Genomic DNA, 22,835 nt, shown 5'->3' with positions numbered 1-22,835 from the left:
CACACGCTTCCGGAGGAACCAACCGGAGAATTAGAACGATGGCACTACCCGATTTCACTATGCGTCAGCTCCTCGAAGCCGGCGTGCACTTTGGTCACCAGTCTCACCGCTGGAATCCGAAAATGGCGCCGTTCATTTTCGGCGCCCGCAACAACATCCACATCGTCGACCTCGCGCAGACCGTGCCGTTGCTGCACAACGCCTTGCAGGCGGTCAGCGACACCGTCGCCAAGGGCGGCCGCATCCTGTTCGTCGGCACCAAGCGCCAGGCGCAGGACGGCGTTGCCGACGCGGCCAAGCGCTGCGCTCAGTACTTCGTCAATTCGCGCTGGCTCGGCGGCACGCTGACCAACTGGAAGACGATCTCGGGCTCGATCAAGCGCCTGCGTCATCTCGACGACGTGCTCGCCGGCGGCGATGCCTCCTCCTACACCAAGAAGGAGCGCCTGACCCTTCAGCGCGAGCGCGACAAGCTCGACCGCTCGCTCGGCGGCATCAAGGACATGGGCGGTCTGCCCGACCTGATCTTCGTGATCGACACCAACAAGGAAGACATCGCGATCCAGGAAGCCCAGCGGCTCAACATTCCGGTCGCGGCGATCGTCGACACCAATTCGGATCCGAAGGGCATCACTTATGTGGTGCCGGGAAATGACGACGCCGGCCGCGCGATTGCGCTCTATTGCGATCTGATCGCGCGCGCAGCGATTGACGGCATTTCACGCGCCCAAGGCGATTCCGGAATCGACGTCGGTGCTTCGGTTCGGCCGGTCGCAGAAGAGCTGCCCGCCACGAGCGGCTTCCAAGGCCTTGCCGGCCCGCGCGGCACGTCCGACGACCTCAAGAAGCTCCCGGGCGTGTCGGGCGCGATCGAGAAGAAGTTCAACGATCTCGGCATCTTCCACTTCTGGCAGCTGGCTGAGCTCGATCACGATACCGCGCACAAGATCGGCGAAGAAGTCGGCCTGCCGAGCCGCGCGGACGCCTGGGTGGCCAAGGCCAAGGCGCTGACCGCGGAAGCGGAATAGTCAAAAAGAGCGATGGGTTGGCCGGACAAGCTCCGGCCACCATTTCAGTTGACGCGAATTCCTGAGATGGACCGCGGCGAGGCGATCTGGCCGCGCCGCGGCAAACCGGCAGGCAAAAAGGATTTTGAACGATGGCAACGATCACAGCTGCGATGGTCAAGGACCTGCGCGAGTCGACCGGCGCAGGCATGATGGACTGCAAGGCCGCGCTGACCGAAAACGACGGCAACATGGAAGCGGCGCAGGATTGGCTGCGCAAGAAGGGCCTGTCGAAGGCCGCCAAGAAGTCGGGCCGCGTCGCCGCCGAGGGTCTGATCGGCGCGCTCACCAAGGGCAACAAGGGCGTCGTGGTCGAAGTCAATTCCGAGACTGACTTCGTCGCGCGCAACGGCCAGTTCCAGGGCCTCGTCAAGATGATCGCCCAGGTCGCATTCAACACCGGCGCCGATGTCGACAAGATCAAGGCCGCCAAGGTCGGCGACGTCACGATCGAAACTGCGATCAATGACGCAATCGCCACCATCGGCGAGAACATGACGCTGCGCCGCGCAGCTTCGCTCGAGGTCAGCCAGGGCGTGGTGTCGAGCTACGTCCATGGCGCGGTGGTCGAGGGCGCCGGCAAGATGGGCGTGATCGTGGCACTGGAATCCCCCGGCAAGGCCGACGAGCTCGCAACGCTTGGCCGCCAGATCGCGATGCATGTCGCGGCCGCCAACCCCCTGGCGCTGGATCCGTCCGGTCTCGATCCGGCGGTCGTCAAGCGCGAGAAGGACGTGCTCGCCGACAAATATCGCCAGCAGGGCAAGCCCGAGAACGTGATCGAGAAGATCGTCGAGTCCGGCCTGAAGACCTATTACAAGGAAGTTTGCCTGCTCGAGCAGGCCTTCATCCACGACACCGGGAAGTCGGTGGCGCAGGCGGTGAAGGAAGCCGAAGGCAAGGTCGGCGGCGCGGTGAAAATCGCGGGCTTTGTGCGCTATGCTCTCGGTGAGGGAATCGAGAAGCAGGAAAGCGACTTCGCGGCCGAGGTCGCGGCGGCCAGCGGCAAGAAGTAAGCGCCGGAACGTTCCTTCCGGCGTGCCGCCGGAAGCGGCGCCCGGACAAGGAAAGTGCTCATGACTGATCCGGTCTATCGTCGCGTCGTGATCAAGCTGTCCGGCGAATATCTCGCGGGACCGCAGGGTTTTGGCATCGATCAACCGACCATCGACCGGGTCGCCGACGATCTGATCGCCGCTCGCCACCTCGGCACCGAAGTCGCCGTCGTCATCGGCGGGGGCAATCTCTTTCGCGGCGTCGAGGTCTCCTCGCGCGGCGTGTCGCGCCCGACCGGTGACACCATGGGCATGCTCGCGACGATGATGAACTGCCTCGCGCTCGAGGCCACGATCGAGCGCAAGGGCACGCCTGCGCGCACGCTGTCGGCCTTCGTCATGCCCGAGATTTCCGAGCTGTTCACCCGCACCGCGGCACATAAATACCTCGCCGAGGGCCGGATCGTGCTGCTCGGCGGCGGAACCGGTAATCCGTTCTTCACCACGGACACGACCGCGGTGCTGCGCGCAGCCGAGATCGGCGCCCAGGCGGTTCTGAAGGCGACCAATGTCGACGGTGTCTACTCGGCCGACCCGAAGAAAGACCCGACGGCGACGCGATTCGACCGTCTGACGCATTCGCAGGCGATCGAGGGCGGCTACAAGGTGATGGATGCGACCGCCTTCGCGCTTGCCCGCGAGACGTCGCTGCCTATCATCGTGTTCTCGATCGCGGAGCCGGGCTCGATCGGCGCTGTACTGCGTGGCGGCGGCCACGGAACCATTGTCGCCGGCTGACGGCTTGTCGTTGCACCCTGAGAGAAGGTGCGGAGAGGTCGCCGGGATTTTGAAGGAGAAACGGGATGGCCACGGACAATTTCGATCTCAACGAAGTCAAGCGCCGCATGCAGGGCGCGATCCAGTCGCTCAAGCACGAGCTTGGCGGCCTGCGCACCGGTCGCGCCTCCGCCTCGATGCTCGATCCGGTGCAGGTCGACGCCTATGGCAGCCACATGCCGCTGAACCAGCTCGCCACCGTCAGCGTGCCGGAGCCGCGCCTGATTTCGGTGCAGGTCTGGGACAAGTCGATGGTCAAGGCGGTGGAGAAGGCGATCGTCGATTCCAATCTCGGCCTGTCGCCGGCGACTGAAGGCCAGGTTCTGCGCCTGCGCATCCCCGAACTCAATGAGGAGCGTCGCAAGGAGCTCGTCAAGGTCGCGCACAAATACGCGGAAGCCGCCAAGGTCGCCGCGCGCCACGTCCGCCGCGACGGTCTCGACGTTCTCAAGAAGCTCGAGAAGAATCACGAGATGTCCGAGGACGATCAGAAGCGCCACGCCGACGAGGTGCAGAAGGCGACCGACGGCACGATCTCCGAGATCGACCAGTTGCTGGCCGCCAAGGAAAAAGAAATCCTCACCGTCTAAGCAGGATGGATCGCGCTCTAGGTTATGTTCGCGCATGATCTTTACGGAAAACCGCTTCGCACTTTGCGCTAACGCGGCCCTTCGGGTCCGGATCATGCTTTAAGGCAGCCTCATGTCCAACGCCGCCGCGCCCGCAACGGAAGGACCAGATCGGTCCGATGCGCCTGCGCATGTCGCCATCATCATGGATGGCAACGGACGTTGGGCGGCCGCGCGCGGCTTGCCACGGGCGGAGGGCCATCGCCGCGGCGTGGAGGCCCTGCGTCGCGTGGTTCGGGCGTCGCATGAGCTTGGCATCCGCTATCTCACCATCTTCTCCTTCAGCTCGGAAAACTGGTCGCGTCCGGCGAGCGAGATCGGCGATCTGTTCGGCCTGTTACGCCGCTTCATCCGCAACGATCTGGCGAGCCTGCATCGCGACGGCGTCAAGGTACGCATCATCGGCGAGCGGGACGGGCTGGAGGGCGACATCTGCGCACTTCTCAATGAGGCGGAGGAACTGACGCGCGATAACACGCGCCTCACGCTCGTCGTCGCCTTCAATTACGGCTCCCGGCAGGAGATCGCGAAGGCGGCGCAGAAGCTCGCGCGGGAAGTCGCCGAGGGCCGGCGCAGTCCCGACACGATCGATGCCGAGACACTGGGGGCGCATCTCGACGCGCCCGACATTCCCGATCCCGATCTCATCATCCGCACCAGTGGCGAGCAGCGCCTGTCCAACTTCCTGATGTGGCAGGCCGCCTATAGCGAGCTTGTCTTCGTGCCGATTCACTGGCCCGATTTCGACAAGGCGGCGCTGGAAGGCGCAATCGCCGAATTCGCCAGGCGCGAGCGCCGTTTCGGCGGCCTGGTCGCGAAAACCGCCTCGTGAGCGAGCCCAACTCCGCACCGGCCGGCTCTCAGCCTGCCCCGAGCAATCTCGTGATGCGAATCCTCGCGGCGCTGGTGCTGGCGCCGCTCGCCATTGCGCTCGCTTATGCCGGCGGCTGGCTGTGGGCGCTTCTCGTCACCCTGGTGTCGATCGGACTGTTCGCGGAATGGCTGATGGTGGTTGGCGCAGGCTCGACCGCGCTGACCGGGGCGGGGACGATCGTCATCGCCGCGATGGGCTTGTGCGTTGCCTTCGGCGCGCTGAAGACCGCAATCATCACCGGCCTGATTGGCGGGGCGGTCGTGACGGTGATCGCGCGGGGCAAGTTCGTCTGGGCGGCCTCCGGATTTGCCTATGCGTCGGCGGCGCTACTCGCCTCGATCCTGCTGCGGAAGGATCTCGTGAACGGCTTCGCCGCGCTGATGTTCGTGCTGCTCGTGGTGTGGGCGACCGATATCGGCGGCTATTTCGCCGGCCGCGGCATCGGCGGACCGAAGCTGTGGCCGCGCGTGAGCCCGAAGAAGACCTGGTCAGGGGCGCTCGGCGGCTTTGCCGCGAGCCTTTTGGTCGCGGTCGCCTTTGCCGCTTGCGGGGTTGGAAAGATAGTTCCATTGCTGCTCGTCAGCGCGGTCCTCTCAATCGTGTCGGCCTGCGGCGATCTGTTCGAATCCGCGGTCAAGCGGCGCTTCGACGTCAAGGATTCCAGTCACTTAATTCCGGGCCACGGCGGGCTATTGGACCGTCTGGACGGTTTTGTCGCCGCCATCCTGGTGGCATGGATTATCGGCTTCCTCCGCCATGGTGTGCATAGCGCCGGAAGCGGTCTTATGGTTTGGTGAACATATGAGCGCGGTCCCATTGCGTAACAACAAGGCTGCGGCATCGAGCGTCCGCAGCGTCACGGTTCTCGGCGCCACCGGCTCGATCGGCGACAGCACGATGGATCTGCTGCGCGCCTCTCCCGAGCGCTACCGTGTCGAGGCGCTGACGGCAAACAGCAATGTCGAGGCGCTGGCAAAGCTCGCGAAGGAGTTCTCCGCGCGCTTCGTCGCGATCGCCGACATCACCAAGTTTGCCGAACTCAAGGCTGCGCTCGCGGGCACCGGCACCGAATGCGGCGCCGGCGAAAGCGCGGTGATCGAGGCCGGCGCGCGTCCGGCCGATTGGGTGATGGCCGCCGTGAGTGGCGCCGCCGGACTGAAGCCGGCGCTGGCGGCGGTCGATCGCGGCGCGCATGTCGCGCTCGCCAACAAGGAATGTCTCGTCTGCGCTGGTGATTTCTTCATGCAGCGCGCGGCGAAAGCGGGCGCCTGCATCCTGCCTGCGGATTCCGAGCACAATGCGTTGTTCCAGGCGCTCGCCTCGGGCAATCGCGACGAGCTCGTCCGTGTCATCATCACGGCCTCCGGCGGCCCCTTCCGCACCTGGAAGCCTGCCGACATCGAGCAGGCGACACTCGCGCAAGCCCTGAAGCATCCGAACTGGAGCATGGGCCAGAAGATCACGATCGATTCCGCCTCGATGATGAACAAGGGGCTCGAGGTGATCGAGGCCTCCTATCTGTTCGCGCTCTCGCCCGACGAGATCGACGTCCTCGTTCATCCGCAGTCGATCATCCACGGCATGGTCGAGTTCTCCGATCGCTCGGTCGTGGCCCAGCTCGGCTCACCCGACATGCGCACGCCGATCGCGCATTGCCTCGGCTGGCCCGACCGTATCAAGGGTCCGGCCGCCAAGCTCGATCTGGCCAAGATCGGCCAGTTGACCTTCGAGGCGCCGGATTTCGAGCGCTTCCCCGGGCTGCGCCTGGCCTTCGATTCTCTCCGGACCGGGAAGGGGGCGACCACGGTCTACAACGCCGCCAACGAGGTCGCGGTCGCCGCCTTCATCGCCGGCAAGATCCGGTTCGGGGCGATTGCCAGGCTGGTGGAGGAGACGCTGGATGACTGGGTCCGCAGCGGGAACCAGGCGCCGCTGACGTCAGCGGACGATGCAATCGCTGTTGACCATGTTGCGCGAAATAGGGCTGCCGCCCTATTGCCTCAAATTGCCTTAAAGGCATCCTAGATGGTTCGGGGCCAGGGCCTTGCGGCACTGGATGAGGGAATTCGATGATCGACTTTTTCGTCCATAGTTTCAATACGTTGAGCCATGGGCTCCTTGGCTACGCGGTTCCCTTCCTGTTCGTCCTGACCATCGTCGTGTTCTTCCATGAGCTCGGCCATTTCCTGGTCGCGCGCTGGGCAGGCGTTCGTGTGTTAACTTTTTCGCTCGGTTTCGGACCTGAGCTGGTCGGTTTCAACGACCGCCATGGCACCCGCTGGAAGATCTCGGCGATCCCGCTCGGCGGCTACGTCAAGTTCTTCGGCGACGAGAGCGAGGCTTCGACGCCGTCGTCCGAGAAGCTTGCGGCCATGACGGCCGAGGAGCGCGCCGGCAGCTTCCATCACAAGAAGGTCGGCCCGCGCGCCGCCATCGTTGCCGCCGGACCGATCGCCAATTTCATCCTGGGCGCGCTGATCTTCGCCGGCATGGCGCTGTATTACGGCAAGCCGAGCACGATTGCGCGCGTCGACGGTGTCGTCGCCGATGGCGCTGCGGCGGCAGCCGGCTTCAAGATCGGCGACGTCGTCGTCCAGATCGACGGCAAGCCGATCGAAAGCTTTGCCGACATGCAGCGCATGGTTGCGATGAATGCTGGTTCGCCGCTTGCCTTCCAGGTCAAGCGCGACGGTTCCATCGTGTCGCTGACCGCGACGCCGGCGCTGCTCGAGCGCAAGGATCCCTTCGGCAACAGCCACCGTCTCGGCGTGCTCGGCGTCGAACACAAGTCTCAGGCCGGGGAGGCCTCGACGTCGCCGGTCGGCGTCGGCGAAGCGCTCAAGATCGGGGTGGAGCAGGTCTGGTTCATCATCACCAGCACCTTCAAGTTCCTGGGCTCGTTGTTCGTCGGGAACGGCAATCCGAACGAGGTCAGCGGCGTGCTCGGCATTGCCAAGATGTCGGGGCAGGCGGCCAGCGCCGGGTTCCAGTTCGTGATCAACCTCTGCGCGGTGCTGTCGGTGTCGATCGGCCTGCTGAATCTGTTCCCGATCCCACTGCTCGATGGCGGTCACCTTATGTTCTATGCGGCGGAGGTCGCCCGTGGTCGGCCCCTGTCCGAGCGGACCCAGGAGATGGGGTTCCGAATCGGGCTTGGCTTGGTGCTGATGTTGATGGTGTTTGCGACCTATAACGACATCCTGCGAATGGCCGCATCCTGATAGGGGCTTTTTTGTGGCGTTGCCCGGGCGTTGCTCTTGGGCAACGTCTTGGAATGAAAATGAAATTACGGCGCGCTCGACCGTTTGCGGCGTCGGTGAAATTGTCTACAAGCGGCTTGAACTTGGGGAATCTCCAGACCGGCGTTGGGGTTGGGTCTGGTACGGAATGATAAGGGCGCGTTGCGCAATGAAGTTTGGACTGCGACTCCGGGGGGGCTTGCTCGCAACCCTGATCATGTTCGGCGCGCCGGTGCTTGCCCCGGTTGGGGCTGCCTTTGTGTCTTCGTCTGCGCTTGCTCAGACCGTGCAGTCGATTTCCGTCGAAGGAAATCGCCGGGTCGAGGTGGAGACGATCCGCTCCTACTTCAAGCCGGGTCCCGGCGGTCGCCTGGATCAGGGTGCCATCGACGACGGCCTCAAGGCGTTGATCGAGACCGGCCTGTTCCAGGACGTCAGGATCAACCGCGGGGCCGGTGGCCAGATCGTCGTCTCCGTGGTGGAAAACCCGGTGATCGGCCGCATTGCCTTCGAGGGCAACAAGAAGATCAAGGACGAGCAGCTCACCGGTGAAGTCCAGTCCAAGGCGCGCGGCACCTTCTCCCGCGCCATGGTGCAGTCCGACACCCTGCGAATCGCAGAAATCTATCGCCGCTCCGGCCGTTACGACGTTCGCGTCACGCCTGAAATCATCGAGCAGCCGAACAACCGCGTCGATCTCGTCTTCACGGTCGAGGAGGGCGCCAAGACCGGCGTCAAGTCGATCGAGTTCGTCGGCAACAACGCGTACTCGTCCTACCGCCTGCGCGACGTCATCAAGACGCACGAATCCAACCTGCTGAGCTTCCTCGCCAGCAGCGACATCTACGATCCCGATCGGGTCGAGGCCGACCGCGACCTGATCCGCCGCTTCTATCTCAAGAACGGTTTCGCCGACGTCCAGGTCGTCGCCGCGCTCACCGAATACGATCCGGAGAAGAAGGGTTTCAACGTTACCTTCAAGATCGAGGAGGGCTCGCAATACCGGGTCGGCTCGATCGACTTCCGCTCCAGCATTCCCAACTTCGATCCCACCTCGATGCGCAACTATTCGCGCGTCAATGTCGGCTCGCTCTACAACGTCGAATCGGTCGAGAAGTCGGTCGAGGAGATGCAGATCGAGGCCTCGCGTCGCGGTTACGCCTTCGCCGTGGTCCGTCCCGGCGGCGACCGCAATTTCGAGGCGCACACCGTGTCGGTCGTGTTCAACATCGACGAGGGTCCGCGCACCTATATCGAGCGCATCAACCTTCGCGGCAACACCCGCACGCGCGACTACGTGATTCGTCGCGAGTTCGACGTCTCCGAGGGCGATGCCTACAACCGCGCGCTGGTCGACCGTGCCGAGCGCCGCTTGAAGAACCTCGACTATTTCAAGAGCGTGAAGATCACGACGGAGCCCGGCTCGTCGAGCGACCGCGTGATCCTGCTCGTGGACATGGAAGAGAAATCGACCGGCGACTTCTCGGTCTCGGGTGGTTATTCCACCACCGACGGCGCGCTGGCCGAAGTCTCGGTTTCCGAACGCAATTTGCTCGGCCGCGGCCTGTTCGCCAAGGCGGCGGTGACCTACGGCCAGTATGCCCGCGGCTACTCGCTGTCGTTCGTCGAACCCTATCTGCTCGACTACCGGGTCGCGCTGGGTCTCGACCTCTATCAGCGTGAGCAGAGGTCCAACAGCTACATCTCCTACGGCACCAAGACGCTCGGCTTCTCGCCGCGCCTCGGTTTCTCCCTGCGTGAAGATCTGTCGCTGCAGGTGCGCTACTCGATCTACCGGCAGGAAATCACGCTGCCGTCGTACCTCGCGAACTGTAACAACAACCAGTTCCTTGCCGACGGTGTCACTCCGAATCCGGCATTCAATCCAAGCCCGGCTTTCTCCGCGGCGAGTGGTATTCCTCTGGCTCCCTCGACCAACGGCCTCGGCTGCTACAGCGACGGCGAGGCCTCGCTGCCGGTCCGCAAGGAGCTTGCCAACGGCAAGACCCTGACCTCGGCGCTCGGCTACACGCTGACCTACAACACGCTCGACAACAACAAGAACCCCACCGACGGTCTGCTGGTCGATTTCCGGCAGGACTTCGCCGGCGTCGGCGGCGACGTCTCCTATCTGAAGACTGTGGTTGACGCGAAGTACTACACTCCGCTGGTCTCCGATATCGTCGGTCTCGTTCGCCTCCAGGGCGGCATGCTGAACAAGATGGGCAGCGATCTGCGCATGCTCGATCATTTCCAGATGGGCCCGAACCTCGTCCGCGGCTTTGCCCCGAACGGCATCGGACCGCGCGATTTGAACCCCTTCGGTACGCAGGACGCGCTTGGCGGCACCAAGTATTGGGGTGCTTCGCTCGAATTGCAGATGCCGTTCTGGTTCCTGCCGAAGGAAGTGGGTCTGAAGGGCGCCGTCTACGCCGACGCCGGCGGACTGTTCGACTATCAGGGACCGACGACGTGGTCGGTGACCAACGAACTGACCACGACCAAGAATTCGAGCTGCACGCCGTCGACCGTCAATCCCGCTTCGGCTGGAACCTGCACCGGCCTGGTGTATGACAATGGCAATGCGGTCCGGTCGTCGGTCGGCGTCGGCTTGATCTGGGCCTCGCCGTTCGGTCCGCTGCGCTTCGACTACGCCGTGCCGCTGACCAAGGGCAAGAACGACCGTACGCAGGAGTTCCGGTTCGGCGGCGGCACCTCGTTCTAATTCGAACAGCACGGCACGATCCGGACCACCGGAGCCGGTTTCCGAAAGGGATCGTGCCAATCCAGGAGATGAGGCATGATGCGGCTTGGCCGCTTCATGCCGAAGCCGGACCGCGACGGGGTGGAATGGCGCAGCCGACCTTCTTCACACAGCCGCCCGCCTCAGCGCTGGCTGACATCGCCACGCTGACCAAGGCGGAGTTGGTCGATCCCGCCAGGGGCGGCCAAATCATCAGGGGTCTTGCTTCGCTCGACGAAGCCGGCCCGATGCACCTGACGTTCTTCGACAATCTCAAATATGCCGATGAGCTCAAGGCGACCAAGGCCGGTGCTTGCCTGGTGAGCCCACGCTTCGAGGCGCGGGTGCCCGCGCATGTCGCCGTGCTGCGGGCGCCACAGCCGTTCCGCGCCTTCGTCAGGATCGCGCGGGAGTGGCATGGCGACGCGCTCCGGCCGCAATCCTGGACCGGCAACGACGGCATCGCGCCGTCGGCCATCATCGACCCCACCGCCAGGCTCGAGGACGGCGTGATCGTCGATCCCTTGGCCGTGATCGGCCCTGACGTGGAGATCGGCAGCGGCACGGTGATCGGTGTGGGGGCCGTGATCGGCCCCGGCGTCAAGATCGGCCGGGACTGCAATGTCGGCGCACGCACCGCCATCCAGTGCGCGCTGATCGGCAACGACGTGCTGATCCACCCCGGTTGTTCGATCGGCCAGGACGGCTACGGCTTCATCTTCTTCGGCCCCGAGGGCCATCTGAAGGTGCCCCAGACCGGCCGCGTGCTGATTCAGAACAACGTGGAGGTCGGCGCCGGCACCACCATCGATCGGGGCTCCTTGCGCGACACCGTGATCGGGGAAGGGACCAAAATCGACAATCAGGTCCAGATCGGCCACAATGTGACCATTGGCCGGCACTGCCTGCTGGCAGCCCAGATCGGCCTTGCCGGCAGCCTCACCCTCGGCGACAACGTGGCGCTGGGAGCGAAGGTGGGCATCAACAATCACGTCAAGATCGGGGATGGAGCTCAGGTGACTGCCATGAGCGGCGTCAAGGACGACGTTCCTCCCAACGGACGTTGGGGTGGTTTTTTCGCCAAGCCGACCAGGCAGTGGTTCAAGGAAATTTTGGCGGTCGAGCGCTTGGCGCGCGACAGCAAGGCCGATCCGAAGCAGGAGGAACGGGAGTGACGGACGAAGCACCGGTCAGGTTCGAGCTTGTGGACATCAACATGATCCTGCAAACGCTCCCGCACCGTTTTCCGATGCTGCTGATCGATCGCGTGATCAACATCCGCACCGATTACAGCGGCATCGGCATCAAGAATGTCACCTTCAACGAACCGCCGTTCCAGGGCCACTTTCCCGATCGCCCGGTCTATCCCGGCGTCATGATGATCGAAGCGATGGCGCAGACCGCGGGTGTGATCGGCATCAAGTCGGTCGAAGGCACCGAGAAGCCGCGCGCGGTCTATTTCCTCACCATCGACAAGTGCAAGTTCCGCAAGCCTGTGCTGCCCGGCGATACCATCGAATACCACATGCGCTCGATCGGCCGCCGCAAGGCCATGTGGTGGTTTCACGGCGACGCCAAGGTCAACGGCCAGGTGGTTGCGGAGGCCGACGTCGGCGCCATGCTGACCGACTGAGCGGGATCAACTTCTCTGGATGCGCTCGCGCGCAGGACACGCGTACCGGCCGCCGCTGACCTCGCGCTTGATGTTCTGGTTGAAGAACTGTCCCATGGACGGTGCGCCCAGCAGGCGCTCGACCGTGTCGACCGGTACGCCGCAATAGCGGTCATAAACGCCTTCAACGGCCACGACGAGGGCCTGCTGCGCACGGTCGTAACAGACCCGCTGAAGCACCGTGCTGCGGCTGATGTCGCGGCACTCGAACGTCGCGAGGTCGATGGGGCGGTGTTCGGCGGTCTCGATCGTCTCGGAGACGATCGGCGCCGCGGCGAACTGTGCGAGGAGAAGTGCCAGGGCCCTGACCACGATACCTGAAGCTCCGCGTGAACTTGTTGATGACCCGGGAAGGCTGCCTCATCCGGCACTTGAAACACGGAGAGATCATACGTCACTGGACAGATCGGGCATAGTCGCGCTAACCAGCGGAAAACCGAGCGACTTCAACACCTAATCAGACCTTCTTGATGAGTCAGATTGCTTGATGAGTAAGATTGACCCCACCGCACGGATCGCGGACGGCGCCGTGATCGGCGAGGGCACCGAGATCGGCCCCTTCTGCATCATCGGCCCGCATGTCGCGATCGGCAATAACTGCAAGCTGATCGGACAGGTCACCGTCATCGGCCACACCTCGATCGGAGATGGCTGCGTGATCTCGCCGTTCGCGGTGCTGGGCGGGGCGCCCCAGGATCTCAGCTACAAGGGCGAGCCCACGAAGCTTGAGATCGGCTCGGGCTGCACCATCCGCGAAGGTGCGACCATGAATGTCGGCACCATCAAGGGCGGTGGCCTGACGCGCGTCGGCAACGACGGCTATTTCATGAACAACAGTCATGTCGGGCATGACTGCATGGTCGGCAACAACGTGATCTTCGCAACCTCGGCGACGCTCGGCGGCCATTGCGAGATCGGTGACGCCGTCTATATCGGCGGCCTGTCCGCAGTGCATCAGTTCACCCGCATCGGCCCCTATGTGATGGTTGGCGGTGTCTGCGGCGTGCGCGACGACGTCATCCCGTATGGGCTGGTCAACGGCCAATATGCGGTGCTCGAAGGCCTCAACCTGATCGGCATGAAGCGGCGCAAGTTCACCAAGCAGCGGCTTGTGACCGTGCGCGCGTTCTACCAGAAACTCTTCCGTGGCCCCGCTACCTTTGCCGAACGCCTGGAGGCGGCGCGGCCGCTCGCCGGTGGAGATCCGGCGATCGGCGAAATCCTCGACTTCATCGGCAAGGGCAAGCGCCCGCTCTGTCTTCCCGCCATCGCGAAGTGATGATGGAATGGCCCCGGGCATGACATCGGCGGCTTCGGAAATTTCATCGCCGGTCGGCGTCGTCGCTGGCGGCGGCGCGATGCCGTTCGCGGTTGCCGACTCGCTCGCCGCCCGCGGCATCACGCCGGTGTTGTTTCCGCTTCGGGGAGCCTGCGATCCCGCGCGGGTAGAGAAATTCCGTCATCGCTGGATCTCGGTCGGCCAGCTCGGCCGCGCCATGCGGCTGTTTCGCGAGGAGGGCTGCCGCGACCTGATTTTCATCGGCACGCTGGTGCGACCTTCGCTCTCGGAGGTCCGGGTCGACTTCACGACGCTTCGGCTGCTCGGCAATGTCATCCGCGCCTTCCGCGGCGGCGACGATCATTTGTTGTCCGGCGTCGGGCGCATTCTCGAGCAGGGCGGCTTTCGCATGGTCGGCATCAAGGATGTCGCGCCCGATCTGCTGATGCCCGAGGGCTGCATCAGCCGCGCCTGGCCGAGCGACACCGGCAAGACCGACATCGAGCGCGGACGCGCGGTGCTGACCGCCCTCGGTCCGTTCGACATCGGCCAGGCCGCGGTCGTGATCGACGGCCATGTGGTGGCGGTCGAGGATATCGAGGGCACCGATGCACTGCTCGCGCGCGTGGAACGGCTGCGCGAAGAGGGCCGCATCCGCGCCGCCACCGGGCGGGGCGTGCTGGTGAAGGTCCCAAAGAGCGGGCAGGATCTGCGCTTCGACCTGCCGACGATCGGCCCGCGCACCCTCGAGGGCGTCGCCGCCGCAGGGCTGGCCGGGATCGCCGTCGTTGCCGGCAACACCATCGCCGCCGAGCCGCAGGCAATGATCGCACTCGCCGACGCAAAATATCTCTTCGTCATCGGCCTGCCGGCGTGATGCAGGGTCGCGATCCCAAGCGCAAGATCTTCCTGATCGCCACGGAGGAATCCGGCGACCGGCTCGGCAGCGCCTTGATGAAGGTGCTGCGCCAGCGCCTCGGCGACGGCGTGCAGTTCGTGGGCGTCGGCGGCCACACCATGGCGCGCCAGGGGCTCGAGACGCTGTTTCCGATCGAGCAGCTCTCGATCGTCGGCTTCGCCGCGGTCGTGCAGCAATTGCCGAAGATCCTGCGGCTGATCCGCGAGACCGCGGAGGCAGTGACCGAAGCCGCGCCGGACGCGCTCGTCATCATCGACAGCCCCGATTTCACCCACCGTGTCGCCCGCCGCGTGCGGACGCGCAATCCGGCGATCCCGATCGTCGACTACGTCTCGCCACAGCTCTGGGCCTGGCGGCCGGGACGGGCGCGGACCATGCTCGGCTATGTCGACCATGTGCTCGGCCTGTTGCCATTCGAGCCGGAGGAATACCGCAAGCTCGGCGGGCCGCCATGCAGCTATGTCGGCCATCCCCTGATCGAGCAATTGCCCTCGCTGCGGCCGAACGCGGAGGAGCAGGCGCGCCGCGACGGCGAGCCGCCGGTCTTGCTGGTGTTGCCCGGCAGCCGCCGCAGCGAGATCAGGCACCATCTCGACGTGTTCGGCGCGACGCTCGGCCGATTGCAGACCGAAGGCCGCGCGTTCGAGCTGATGCTGCCGACCATGCCGCATCTCGAAACCACCATCCGCGAAGGCATCGCGAACTGGCTGGTCAAGCCTCAAATCGTGGTCGGCGAGAACGAGAAGCGCGCTGCCTTCCGCATCGCGCGCGCGGCACTGGCAAAATCCGGCACGGTGACGCTGGAGCTCGCGCTATCGGGCATTCCGATGGTGACGGCCTATCGCGTCGGCGCGATCGAAGCCTTCATCCTGCGCCGCGCGATCCGTGTCTCCTCGGTGATCCTCGCCAATCTCGTGATCGGCAAGGATGTCATCCCGGAGTTCCTGCAGGAAGACTGCACGCCGGAGAAGCTGGCGCCCGCGCTCTCGGAGCTTCTGACCGATTCACCGCTGCGCCGGCAGCAGGTGGAAGCATTCGCCCAGCTCGATACGATCATGTCGACAGGCAACAGATCGCCGAGCGTGCTCGCAGCCGACATCGTGCTGGCGACGATACGCAAGGGTAGGCGGGCGAGCCCGGACGCGTACTCCTAAACTCTTGGCTTACGAGAGCAAAGCGGAAGCCTCTCACGTTGAGCGCGATCGGGCGGCTGGTGGCCTGAGACATCGGCCTCACGATGTGGTATCCGAAAGCCGATGCAGGAGCCAAGCTTCGTGACTTGTGTTCTCAGACCGCCGAGACTTGAAGAACTACCAACGCTCTCGGCTTTGTGTCTTAGGTCCAAAGCTGTATGGGGTTACGGCAACGACTTCATGGACGCGTGTCGGGGTGAACTCACTATCGAACCATACGAACTGCAATCTAGTTCGATTGCGGTGGCGGAAGAGCACGGCAAGATTGTCGGCGTCGCCCAAGTCCAGGTCACTGGAAGCGAGGCTGATTTGTTGAAGTTGTTCGTTGACCCGACGATGCTTCGTAATGGTGTAGGAATGAAGCTGTTTCATTGAGCCACCAGCGAAGCAACAGCCATGGGCGCTCATCGTATGGTGATCGAAGCGGACCCAGATGCTGCACCTTTCTATCGACGAATGGGCGCGAAAGACTGCGGCTTCGCTCCCTCCGGCTCATTACGCGGCAGGATGCTTCCCAAGCTGGTTACGGAGCTGGGATCAATATGAGGTGCATGTCGGCTCCTGGCCCATCGGCGAAGTAGCAGCGCACCGGGTGAGGTCCGATCAGTGAGGCATGGCGGACCAGATTTTCTCACGTTGAGTTCTTCGCATTTTGACCCAAAGCGGACTCCAGCGCATCGAGCTCCCTCTGAGGGAGTGGGCACCGTGTTCTTTAACCTAGCCAAATGCAGGAACCGGCCGGCTTGCTCCCAATTCCGCTATGGACGATTCGACATTTGCCCAGTTTCAGACTACGCGGGAGGACAGTCGCAGGTTGCGCGACGAGGCCCGCACGCTTCGCGCCGCCTTGAGAAAACAACGTGAACTTCTCCGCCTTGCACGCGCCGAAGCGGCAATGGCCCGGGCTGAGTTGATCGCGAAGCGAGCAGACCAGCTCCCCTGAAGAGAACGATCGATCTGGATCAAAACCGCCTGCCACCGTGCGCATGATGTGATGTCCATGAACGATAAGCCTGCGCCCAAGCCAGAAGTGAAGCCCCCGAGAGCCCGACGGCGCATCATCGAAAAGTATGCCGCCGGCCTCAGCGAATTGATCAGGAAGCTCCGCCAGAAGCTGGACTCCTGAAGGTCGGGGAACAGCCTGCAGGCGTCATAAAGCCGCAACGACCGAACTTCGCCAGCGAGCCCGCATTGTCAGAAAGGCTCCACCCCAAAATCTCTTTCTAAGTTGTGCTTCGGCCAAGTGTTTTGAGAGGCTTTTCTCGCATTCTATTAAGGGTCATCATGCGTGTCCCGCCCATCCAAAGTTCGTATATTGCAGCATTGTCGAAACTGCACGAGCAGCAATTAGAACGGCTGCGCATCGATCCAGAGATCGAAAAGCAATATGACGAAATCCGTCAACTGAGGGAAAGACTAAGATTAGCCCTCAGCCGGAAGAAGCTCCGCCCGCCGCTCTCAGCACACGAGTAGTCTCGCAATCTGTCGCTGGCCAAACGGACCTGATGCATCGATGCTCGCTCCAGAGGAGTGCGTATTCGGTTGCAGTTCCTCCAGATGTGGCGCACTACCGATTATCGCCGGCCAAAGGCTTGTCCGTAGGCGTCGGTGCCTGAGAGATGATTTGCGCTCCCGCCTAGACGGGAGCGATCATCATGGCCCAGCCCTTCAGCAGTGAAACGCTAGAACTCTTCGATCGAGCGCAACGAGCGATCGATACCTCGATCCGGCTTCGCCAAGAACGCCGCGATGCGATCCGAAAAGCCCAAAAGTACCAGCTCGAGTTTGAACTGCGGATGAGCCAAGAGCGTTGGCGCTCGATCTCCTGAGGGGATTGGACTGCACCCGTCCTCGTGCGGCGAGGCTTGAGCTGCTCATTTGGCATTCCCGCTTGTGGCCCATCAGCGAAGTGGCGAACCGTCTCATTGAGGTCAGCTTCGTGGGTGGAAGCGGACTGGTTTTGCTCAGGCCGGGTTCTTCGCACCTTGACCCATGGCGGACTACGGGTGCTATTGATTGCCCAACGACGGATCATCCTTCCGGTCCGGGAATGAAGCAGCGCCACAAAGGAATCATTCTTCCTTCGGCGTAGGACGGCCACCACCAAACCAGCGCCCTGCCGCTGAGGTTCTGCCGGTTGAGCACGACAGAGTTTGGCACGTTAAACCATTGCCCGGGTTCGCTTGGGCGCTGCGGATTTTTCAGAAGGACTCTATAGCCGCTTTTTGCCACATCCCACTCGGCTTCCGCGTGTTGGCCGTCCCCTCCATCACAGCACGGCTCACCTGCCTTATTCTTGAGACTTTTGAACCAAGCGTTCAGTTCTGGCCCGATCGGATCATGTGAATAGGCTGTGCTGATGCCGAAAAAATTGGCGCATACAGGGCTACGATCAACCGATAAAAATGCACCGGGCGTCCACTGGAACTGGTCATGGAAACCTCCGTTTCCCTGCCCATTTGCGTGGGTCATCGGAATTGCGCCAAGGTTCAATCGGAAAGTGCATGCCGTTAGAGATGCCGATCACTACCTCGGCACGGCTTTACCTTTGGCGACCGAGTCAATTTCGCCTCTTGGCCCTTAGCCGAAGGTCAATTGAGCGCGTGTCATGCCGGCTGTCAGGGGCAAACCGGACCTCGATCCAACTTGACGTCCACCGCTGCTTTTGGACCCAACCCGGACATAGCTTGCACCGGAGACAAGTAGCCGTTTTGGGTGTCCGGTAAGGCCGCCGCCTCGCCGGACCGATTAAGCTTCGACCGCTTTAGTTGAATGTTTGTAGTCTCAATTTGAGCGATCCGTCGGCTTGGCGTTCGAAGACATGCGTCGCTAAACCACTGAAGGGAGACGGCTTGCCCTCCTTGTCCTTACCCGTGGCGCTCCACTTGGCTGTGCCGAAGACAACCTTATCGTCTCCGCCGGCGTCGATCATCTCCAACTTGTGATCCGTCACACCGCTCGCGAAGAGTCCGGCAAAGAATTTTCTCGATCTCAGCCGGACCCGACGCGACCTGATGTGTGGGTGGCATCAATTTTGCCGTCGCAACATAGGAGGCGCCGATGGCTTTCTCGTCGTGCTTATTGAATGCGGCATCCCAAGCGGCGTAAGCCTTCTCCACGTCGCCCTTGGCGTCCGCGGCCAACGAAATTCCCGGCGCACCGAGCAGACAAATGACTAGTGCTGATGTTAGAGCCAACTTCATAGGATACTCCTCTGTAGGATAACGCCTTCCCGATTGATTAGATCATCACTCCGGTCGTCTGCCGCAGCTGCGGTCCGCCAGTATGACGACACCGTCGCCGGTCGCGTGGCGGCCATTGGTTCATTGCGGAAACCGACGCGATCGGCACCGTCGCGTGCGTCATTCGCTCCCACAATCGATTACTTACGAAGAACGAGCCTTAAGCCTTCAGGTCGGTGATCCGCATAATCGCGACCACGTTCCCATCATTGAACGCCTGCTCCTTTGTGTCCTTGTTGCAGGTCCAGACAAAATTCTTCTTGCCGGTAAAGGTCTTTTCGTCCTGCTCAAGCCGAAGCTCTCCTTCGGTGATATGGCAGACCATGGCATTCATCATCGGGGGCCCCATGGTCTTCGATCCCGGCTGCATGATGATGTCGCGCATTGAGACGGTCTTAAAACCCGGGATCAGCGATGGTGTCTCGCTATCATACTCACGCACCACCACACCTGGCCACGGAGTTGTGTCCTTGTAGCCCGTCGTTTGAGCGGCGGCGGGCTTTATCATGGCCGCCGAAGCCGCTGCCAACCCGAATGTCAATGCAGACCTTCGATCGATCTTGCTCATCGCTTTTCTCCCTGGGTTACTGCAACAAGCCGCCGCAAAAGCTGCGCGCGTGGAAATGTGGAGTCGTGGTGAGAAACCGAAAAGGGGCGGTCTCATAGGGTAGCGCACCTGCCGATAGCGCTAGCACTTCTCGTTGGTCCCGAACGGCGACTTCGGCACATCCCGCTTCTAGGGCAACCACATTCTACGAGACTGGTGCACCCGTAGAAATGGGTGTTTCGCCCCAAGAGGCATAATGCCTCAGCTTGTTTAGGGCCCGGAGAATCGTACTCGCTTTCGGCACCTTCACACGGCGCCCGACTGAATACGCAAGTCAGTGTCGCTGACTGGTCCTACGGTGTGTGCGTGCTGGTCGCCGGGCATATTTCGCGGAGGCCCTGAGAAAGTGATGTAGTCGGCTGCTTTTGGAGAAGTACGCGCACGATAAGGCATGACTTCTAACCAATCCAGTGGTGCGATTACGTGGCAACCTTGGCGCTCGTTTATAGGATATCGGCACGTGACCCGAAGTTGCCGCTGCGCCGATCCCCTGCATCTCCCAGCTGTGAGTGCACCAACTATCGAGACGTGATACTCTGTGTTCGATCGTCCTCGGGCTCCGATGAGGATCGAATGAAGCGGCGGGAGTTCATAGCAGGCAGTGCAATGCTGCTCGTTTCGCCACGGCGTTTGCGGGCCCAGGGCACGCCTCGCCGGATCGGTCTCTTGGGCGGATTCCTAGATTCTCAGGGTCGCAACGCGTGGCGCAGTGGTTTGCGCGAGAAGGGCTGGATCGAGGGCAGGAACCTGCTCGTTGAATATCGTTTTGCCGAAACTCCGGATCGCTTGTCAACCCTAGCTGCGGAGTTGGTGACGCTAACTCCCGATCTGGTAATTGCCCTCGGGCCGTCACCAGCCCTTGCCCTTAAATCGGCAACTGCCACCATTCCGATTGTATTCGTGGTTGTCGCCGATCCCGTGGGGCTCGGCCTCATCCAAAGCCTCGCGCGTCCAGGCGGTAACATGACCGGTCTCGCGAGCTGGGTGCCGGGAGATTGGACCGCCAAACAAATAGAAATCCTCCAGGAACTGGTTCCTGGCGCGTCGAAAATTGCGCTCTTGGTCAATCCGAGCAACCCCATGCACAGGCTGATGGTAGCCGAGGAGGCACCAAGCGCAGCCCGGAAGTTGGGCGTGGCTCTGCCGATAGTTGAGGCGACCGCGGACGAGGAGCTTGATATCGCCTTTGCCTCGGCTGCCGCCCAGCACGCCGATGCAATCATTGTCTTTGGCGATGTTCTTATCATTCGCCAAGCCCCACGAGTTATCGCGCTCGCGGCCAAACATCATCTGCCCGCGATGCATTTCTTCCGACAATTTGCGGATGGCGGATTAGTCGTCTACGGCCCGGATATTTTCGATCTATTGCGTCGTGCTGGCGGCTACGTCGATAAGATCCTCAAAGGCATCAAGCCCCCCGAGTTGCCGGTCGAGCAGCCGACCAGATTCGAGTTGGTGATCAACATGAAGACGGCCAGGGCGCTCGGCTTAACAGTGCCGCCTTCACTACTCATTCGCGCTGACGAGGTGATTGAATAGAGCTATCTCGCTGCGATGCAGGAGTCCGTTCATGGCCCAACTCCGACTCAAGGTGAGGTGGGCTCACGCGGCTGCTCTCGGAGACGGAGCGGACCTCTACGACAGCAGCTCGGATCACGCTCTAGCCGAGACCAGCGTCGACCTGAAAACACTGCCGCGTGATGCGCTGGCTGTCGTCCGAGGCGAGGAAAAGCGCCATGTTGGCGATGTCGTCGGGCGTCACCGCGTCGGGAATGGCCTGACGCGTGCGCAGCTCGGCGATCACCTGGTCGTCCGGGTACCACAGCCGGCGCTGACGCTCCGTGATCACCATCCCCGGCGCTATCGCGTTGACGCGGATGCGGTCGGGCCCGAGCGACCGGGCCAGGGAGTTGGTGAAGCCGACGATCGCGGCCTTTGCCGCGGCGTAGACAGGCAGCCCCGGCGCGCCGCGCATCCAGGCAATCGACGACATGTTGATGATCGAACCGCTGCCGTGCGCCTGCATCTGCGGCACCACCGCTTGCGCGGCAAAGAAGACGTGCTTGAGGTTGACGCCGATCATCCAGTCGAATTCGGCCGGCGTCACCTCGGCCAGCACCTGACGCTGATCATTGGCGGCGTTGTTGACGAGGACCGCGGCATCGCCAAGCGATCCCCGGACCTGCGCCATGGCGCCGCGCAAGGCGTCGATGTCGAGGAGATCGCACGGCACGAACAAGGGTACGGTCCCGGCCGCGGCCTTCACTTCCGCGACCAGCGCCCGGCCGGCTGCTTCATCGAGATCCAGGAACGCGACGCGCGCCCCTTGCGCCGCGAACGCCCGCACGAAGGCGGCACCGATGCCGCTGGCGCCACCGGTGATCAACACCACGCGGTCCCTAAGGCCGGCATAGCTCGTTCTTGTCATGCGATCAGTCGCTCCGTCTCGGGGTCGAACAGGCAGATGCGACGCGTGTCGAGCGCGAACGGGGCGGCGGCGCCCGGTGTGGGGCGGATGTCCGGCGTGATGCGCGCCAGCGCAGGCTCGCCGCCAAGCCGCAGCAGCACGATCGTTTCGGCTCCCGTCGGCTCGACCATCTCCACCGGCGCGGTGACGACGACGGGCGGATCGGCGGAGAACACGCGGCTGCCCTCGGCGAGGCATTCCGGCCTGATCCCGACCACCACGTCACGGCCGACGAAAGGGGCCGCCGCGTCGTATTGACGAAGGCGGAGGCGGACCTCGTCCGGCCGTCCCGCGCCGATCACGACCACCGGCCCGCCGGCATCGGCCTCCAGCCGTGCCGGCATCGTGTTCATCGGCGGCGAGCCCATGAAGCGGGCCACGAACAGATTGGCGGGATAGCGATACACGGTATCCGGGTCGGCAAACTGCTGCACCACGCCGCGATGCATCACGGCAATGCGCGTCGCCATCGTCATCGCCTCGATCTGATCGTGTGTGACATAGACGATGGTGGCGCCGATGCGCTGGTGCAGCCGCTTGATCTCCATCCGCATCTCGACGCGCAGCTTGGCGTCGAGATTGGAGAGCGGCTCGTCGAACAGGAAGAGCAGGGGATCGCGCACCAGCGCCCGGCCCATCGCCACACGCTGGCGCTGGCCGCCGGAGAGCTGCGAGGGCTTGCGGCCGAGCAGCGGCTCGATCTGGAGCAGCCTGGCCACATTCGCCAGCGCCTTTTCCTGCTCGGCCTTCGGGACGTGACGGCATTCCATGCCGAAGGTGATGTTCTGGCGCACCGTCATCGACGGATAGAGCGCGTAGGACTGGAACACCATCGCGATGTCGCGGTCCTTCGGCGGAATGTCGTTGACGATACGTCCGCCGATTTCCACGGTGCCTGCGCTCGGGAGGTCGAGCCCAGCGATGATGTTGAGCAGCGTGGACTTGCCGCAGCCGGATGGGCCAACGAGCACGGTGAATTCACCGCTCTCGATGTCGAGATCGATGCCCTTCAGCACCTCCAGATTGGCGTAGCGCTTGGACAGGGAGCGAATGCTTAGGGCTGCCATGACAA

22 protein-coding genes are annotated in these 22,835 nt (G+C 62.9%); 16 read left to right on the top strand and 6 right to left on the bottom strand.

Features of this window, described 5'->3' with window-relative positions; genetic code table 11:
• Positions 1–38: 38 nt before the first annotated feature.
• From IVB42_RS15770 to fabZ, 11 genes are all read left to right on the top strand, one after another.
• On the top strand, positions 39–1,028 hold the full coding sequence (locus IVB42_RS15770) for a 30S ribosomal protein S2 (RefSeq protein ID WP_007603625.1): 990 nt from the start codon (positions 39–41) through the stop codon (positions 1,026–1,028).
• A gap of 131 nt (positions 1,029–1,159) precedes the next feature.
• Positions 1,160–2,083: a translation elongation factor Ts gene (gene tsf, locus IVB42_RS15765; protein WP_018455041.1), complete on the top strand. Its 924-nt coding sequence runs from the start codon at positions 1,160–1,162 to the stop codon at positions 2,081–2,083.
• 60 nt (positions 2,084–2,143) lie between these two features.
• The gene (pyrH, locus tag IVB42_RS15760) at positions 2,144–2,860 is read left to right on the top strand and encodes a UMP kinase (RefSeq protein ID WP_018455040.1); all 717 of its coding nucleotides are present in this window, start codon (positions 2,144–2,146) and stop codon (positions 2,858–2,860) included.
• Between the two features lie 65 nt (positions 2,861–2,925).
• Positions 2,926–3,489, top strand: a complete 564-nt coding sequence (frr, locus tag IVB42_RS15755; RefSeq protein ID WP_007603628.1) for a ribosome recycling factor — start codon at positions 2,926–2,928, stop codon at positions 3,487–3,489.
• 112 nt (positions 3,490–3,601) lie between these two features.
• A complete protein-coding gene (locus tag IVB42_RS15750) occupies positions 3,602–4,360 on the top strand; it encodes an isoprenyl transferase (protein ID WP_007610887.1) in 759 nt (252 codons plus the stop codon).
• On the top strand, positions 4,357–5,199 hold the full coding sequence (locus IVB42_RS15745) for a phosphatidate cytidylyltransferase (RefSeq protein ID WP_026232863.1): 843 nt from the start codon (positions 4,357–4,359) through the stop codon (positions 5,197–5,199). Before IVB42_RS15750 ends, IVB42_RS15745 begins: the two co-directional genes overlap by 4 nt.
• Positions 5,200–5,203: 4 nt before the next feature.
• Positions 5,204–6,427 (top strand): 1-deoxy-D-xylulose-5-phosphate reductoisomerase, encoded by a 1,224-nt coding sequence (gene dxr / locus IVB42_RS15740; protein ID WP_018455038.1) that lies wholly within the window; start codon positions 5,204–5,206, stop codon positions 6,425–6,427.
• Between the two features lie 44 nt (positions 6,428–6,471).
• A complete protein-coding gene (gene rseP, locus IVB42_RS15735) occupies positions 6,472–7,623 on the top strand; it encodes an RIP metalloprotease RseP (protein WP_085353280.1) in 1,152 nt (383 codons plus the stop codon).
• 187 nt (positions 7,624–7,810) lie between these two features.
• A complete protein-coding gene (gene bamA, locus IVB42_RS15730) occupies positions 7,811–10,366 on the top strand; it encodes an outer membrane protein assembly factor BamA (protein ID WP_026232862.1) in 2,556 nt (851 codons plus the stop codon).
• Between the two features lie 125 nt (positions 10,367–10,491).
• Positions 10,492–11,559, top strand: a complete 1,068-nt coding sequence (gene lpxD / locus IVB42_RS15725; protein WP_085353279.1) for a UDP-3-O-(3-hydroxymyristoyl)glucosamine N-acyltransferase — start codon at positions 10,492–10,494, stop codon at positions 11,557–11,559.
• On the top strand, positions 11,556–12,017 hold the full coding sequence (gene fabZ / locus IVB42_RS15720) for a 3-hydroxyacyl-ACP dehydratase FabZ (RefSeq protein WP_007610868.1): 462 nt from the start codon (positions 11,556–11,558) through the stop codon (positions 12,015–12,017). Before lpxD ends, fabZ begins: the two co-directional genes overlap by 4 nt.
• A 6-nt stretch (positions 12,018–12,023) precedes the next feature.
• Here the strand turns inward: fabZ and IVB42_RS15715 are convergent, their stop codons facing one another.
• Positions 12,024–12,368, bottom strand: coding sequence for a KTSC domain-containing protein (locus IVB42_RS15715; protein WP_085353277.1), 345 nt, complete (start codon positions 12,366–12,368; stop codon positions 12,024–12,026).
• Between the two features lie 175 nt (positions 12,369–12,543).
• Between IVB42_RS15715 and lpxA the strand changes: the two genes are divergently transcribed.
• From lpxA to IVB42_RS15695, 4 genes are all read left to right on the top strand, one after another.
• Complete coding sequence (lpxA, locus tag IVB42_RS15710) at positions 12,544–13,335, top strand: acyl-ACP--UDP-N-acetylglucosamine O-acyltransferase (protein WP_247298534.1); 792 nt, start codon at positions 12,544–12,546, stop codon at positions 13,333–13,335.
• Positions 13,336–13,354: 19 nt separating this feature from the next.
• Positions 13,355–14,212: a UDP-2,3-diacylglucosamine diphosphatase LpxI gene (gene lpxI / locus IVB42_RS15705; protein ID WP_039799320.1), complete on the top strand. Its 858-nt coding sequence runs from the start codon at positions 13,355–13,357 to the stop codon at positions 14,210–14,212.
• Positions 14,209–15,408 carry a lipid-A-disaccharide synthase gene (gene lpxB / locus IVB42_RS15700; protein ID WP_247336816.1) on the top strand — a complete coding sequence of 400 codons (1,200 nt, stop codon included), beginning with the start codon at positions 14,209–14,211 and terminating at the stop codon, positions 15,406–15,408. The genes lpxI and lpxB overlap by 4 nt, the downstream gene beginning before the upstream one ends.
• Before the next feature lie 1,694 nt (positions 15,409–17,102).
• Complete coding sequence (locus tag IVB42_RS15695; RefSeq protein ID WP_164988493.1) at positions 17,103–17,276, top strand: hypothetical protein; 174 nt, start codon at positions 17,103–17,105, stop codon at positions 17,274–17,276.
• A 202-nt stretch (positions 17,277–17,478) separates the two neighbouring features.
• Here IVB42_RS15695 and IVB42_RS15690 read toward each other — a convergent pair whose 3' ends face one another.
• The 3 genes from IVB42_RS15690 to IVB42_RS15680 form a co-directional block, all read right to left on the bottom strand.
• Positions 17,479–17,919 carry a hypothetical protein gene (locus tag IVB42_RS15690; RefSeq protein ID WP_247470555.1) on the bottom strand — a complete coding sequence of 147 codons (441 nt, stop codon included), beginning with the start codon at positions 17,917–17,919 and terminating at the stop codon, positions 17,479–17,481.
• A 292-nt stretch (positions 17,920–18,211) separates the two neighbouring features.
• Complete coding sequence (locus IVB42_RS15685) at positions 18,212–18,385, bottom strand: hypothetical protein (protein ID WP_247336810.1); 174 nt, start codon at positions 18,383–18,385, stop codon at positions 18,212–18,214.
• Positions 18,386–18,849: 464 nt separating this feature from the next.
• Entirely contained in the window at positions 18,850–19,257 is a 408-nt protein-coding gene (locus tag IVB42_RS15680; RefSeq protein ID WP_085357631.1) for a hypothetical protein, read from the bottom strand.
• 612 nt (positions 19,258–19,869) lie between these two features.
• On the opposite strand from IVB42_RS15680, the gene IVB42_RS15675 reads away from it, so the two are divergent.
• Positions 19,870–20,835, top strand: a complete 966-nt coding sequence (locus tag IVB42_RS15675) for an ABC transporter substrate-binding protein (protein WP_247362617.1) — start codon at positions 19,870–19,872, stop codon at positions 20,833–20,835.
• A 121-nt stretch (positions 20,836–20,956) separates the two neighbouring features.
• On the opposite strand, the gene IVB42_RS15670 is transcribed toward IVB42_RS15675, so the two are convergent.
• Entirely contained in the window at positions 20,957–21,724 is a 768-nt protein-coding gene (locus IVB42_RS15670; RefSeq protein ID WP_247336804.1) for an SDR family oxidoreductase, read from the bottom strand.
• A complete protein-coding gene (locus IVB42_RS15665) occupies positions 21,721–22,830 on the bottom strand; it encodes an ATP-binding cassette domain-containing protein (protein ID WP_247336801.1) in 1,110 nt (369 codons plus the stop codon). The genes IVB42_RS15670 and IVB42_RS15665 overlap by 4 nt, the downstream gene beginning before the upstream one ends.
• Positions 22,831–22,835 lie beyond the last annotated feature (5 nt).

This window comes from Bradyrhizobium sp. 45 (genome assembly GCF_023073155.1).
GTDB classification, from domain to species: domain Bacteria; phylum Pseudomonadota; class Alphaproteobacteria; order Rhizobiales; family Xanthobacteraceae; genus Bradyrhizobium; species Bradyrhizobium canariense_D.
The sequence above is the reverse complement of the archived record's forward strand: the minus strand, read 5'-3'. Positions and strand labels throughout refer to the sequence as shown.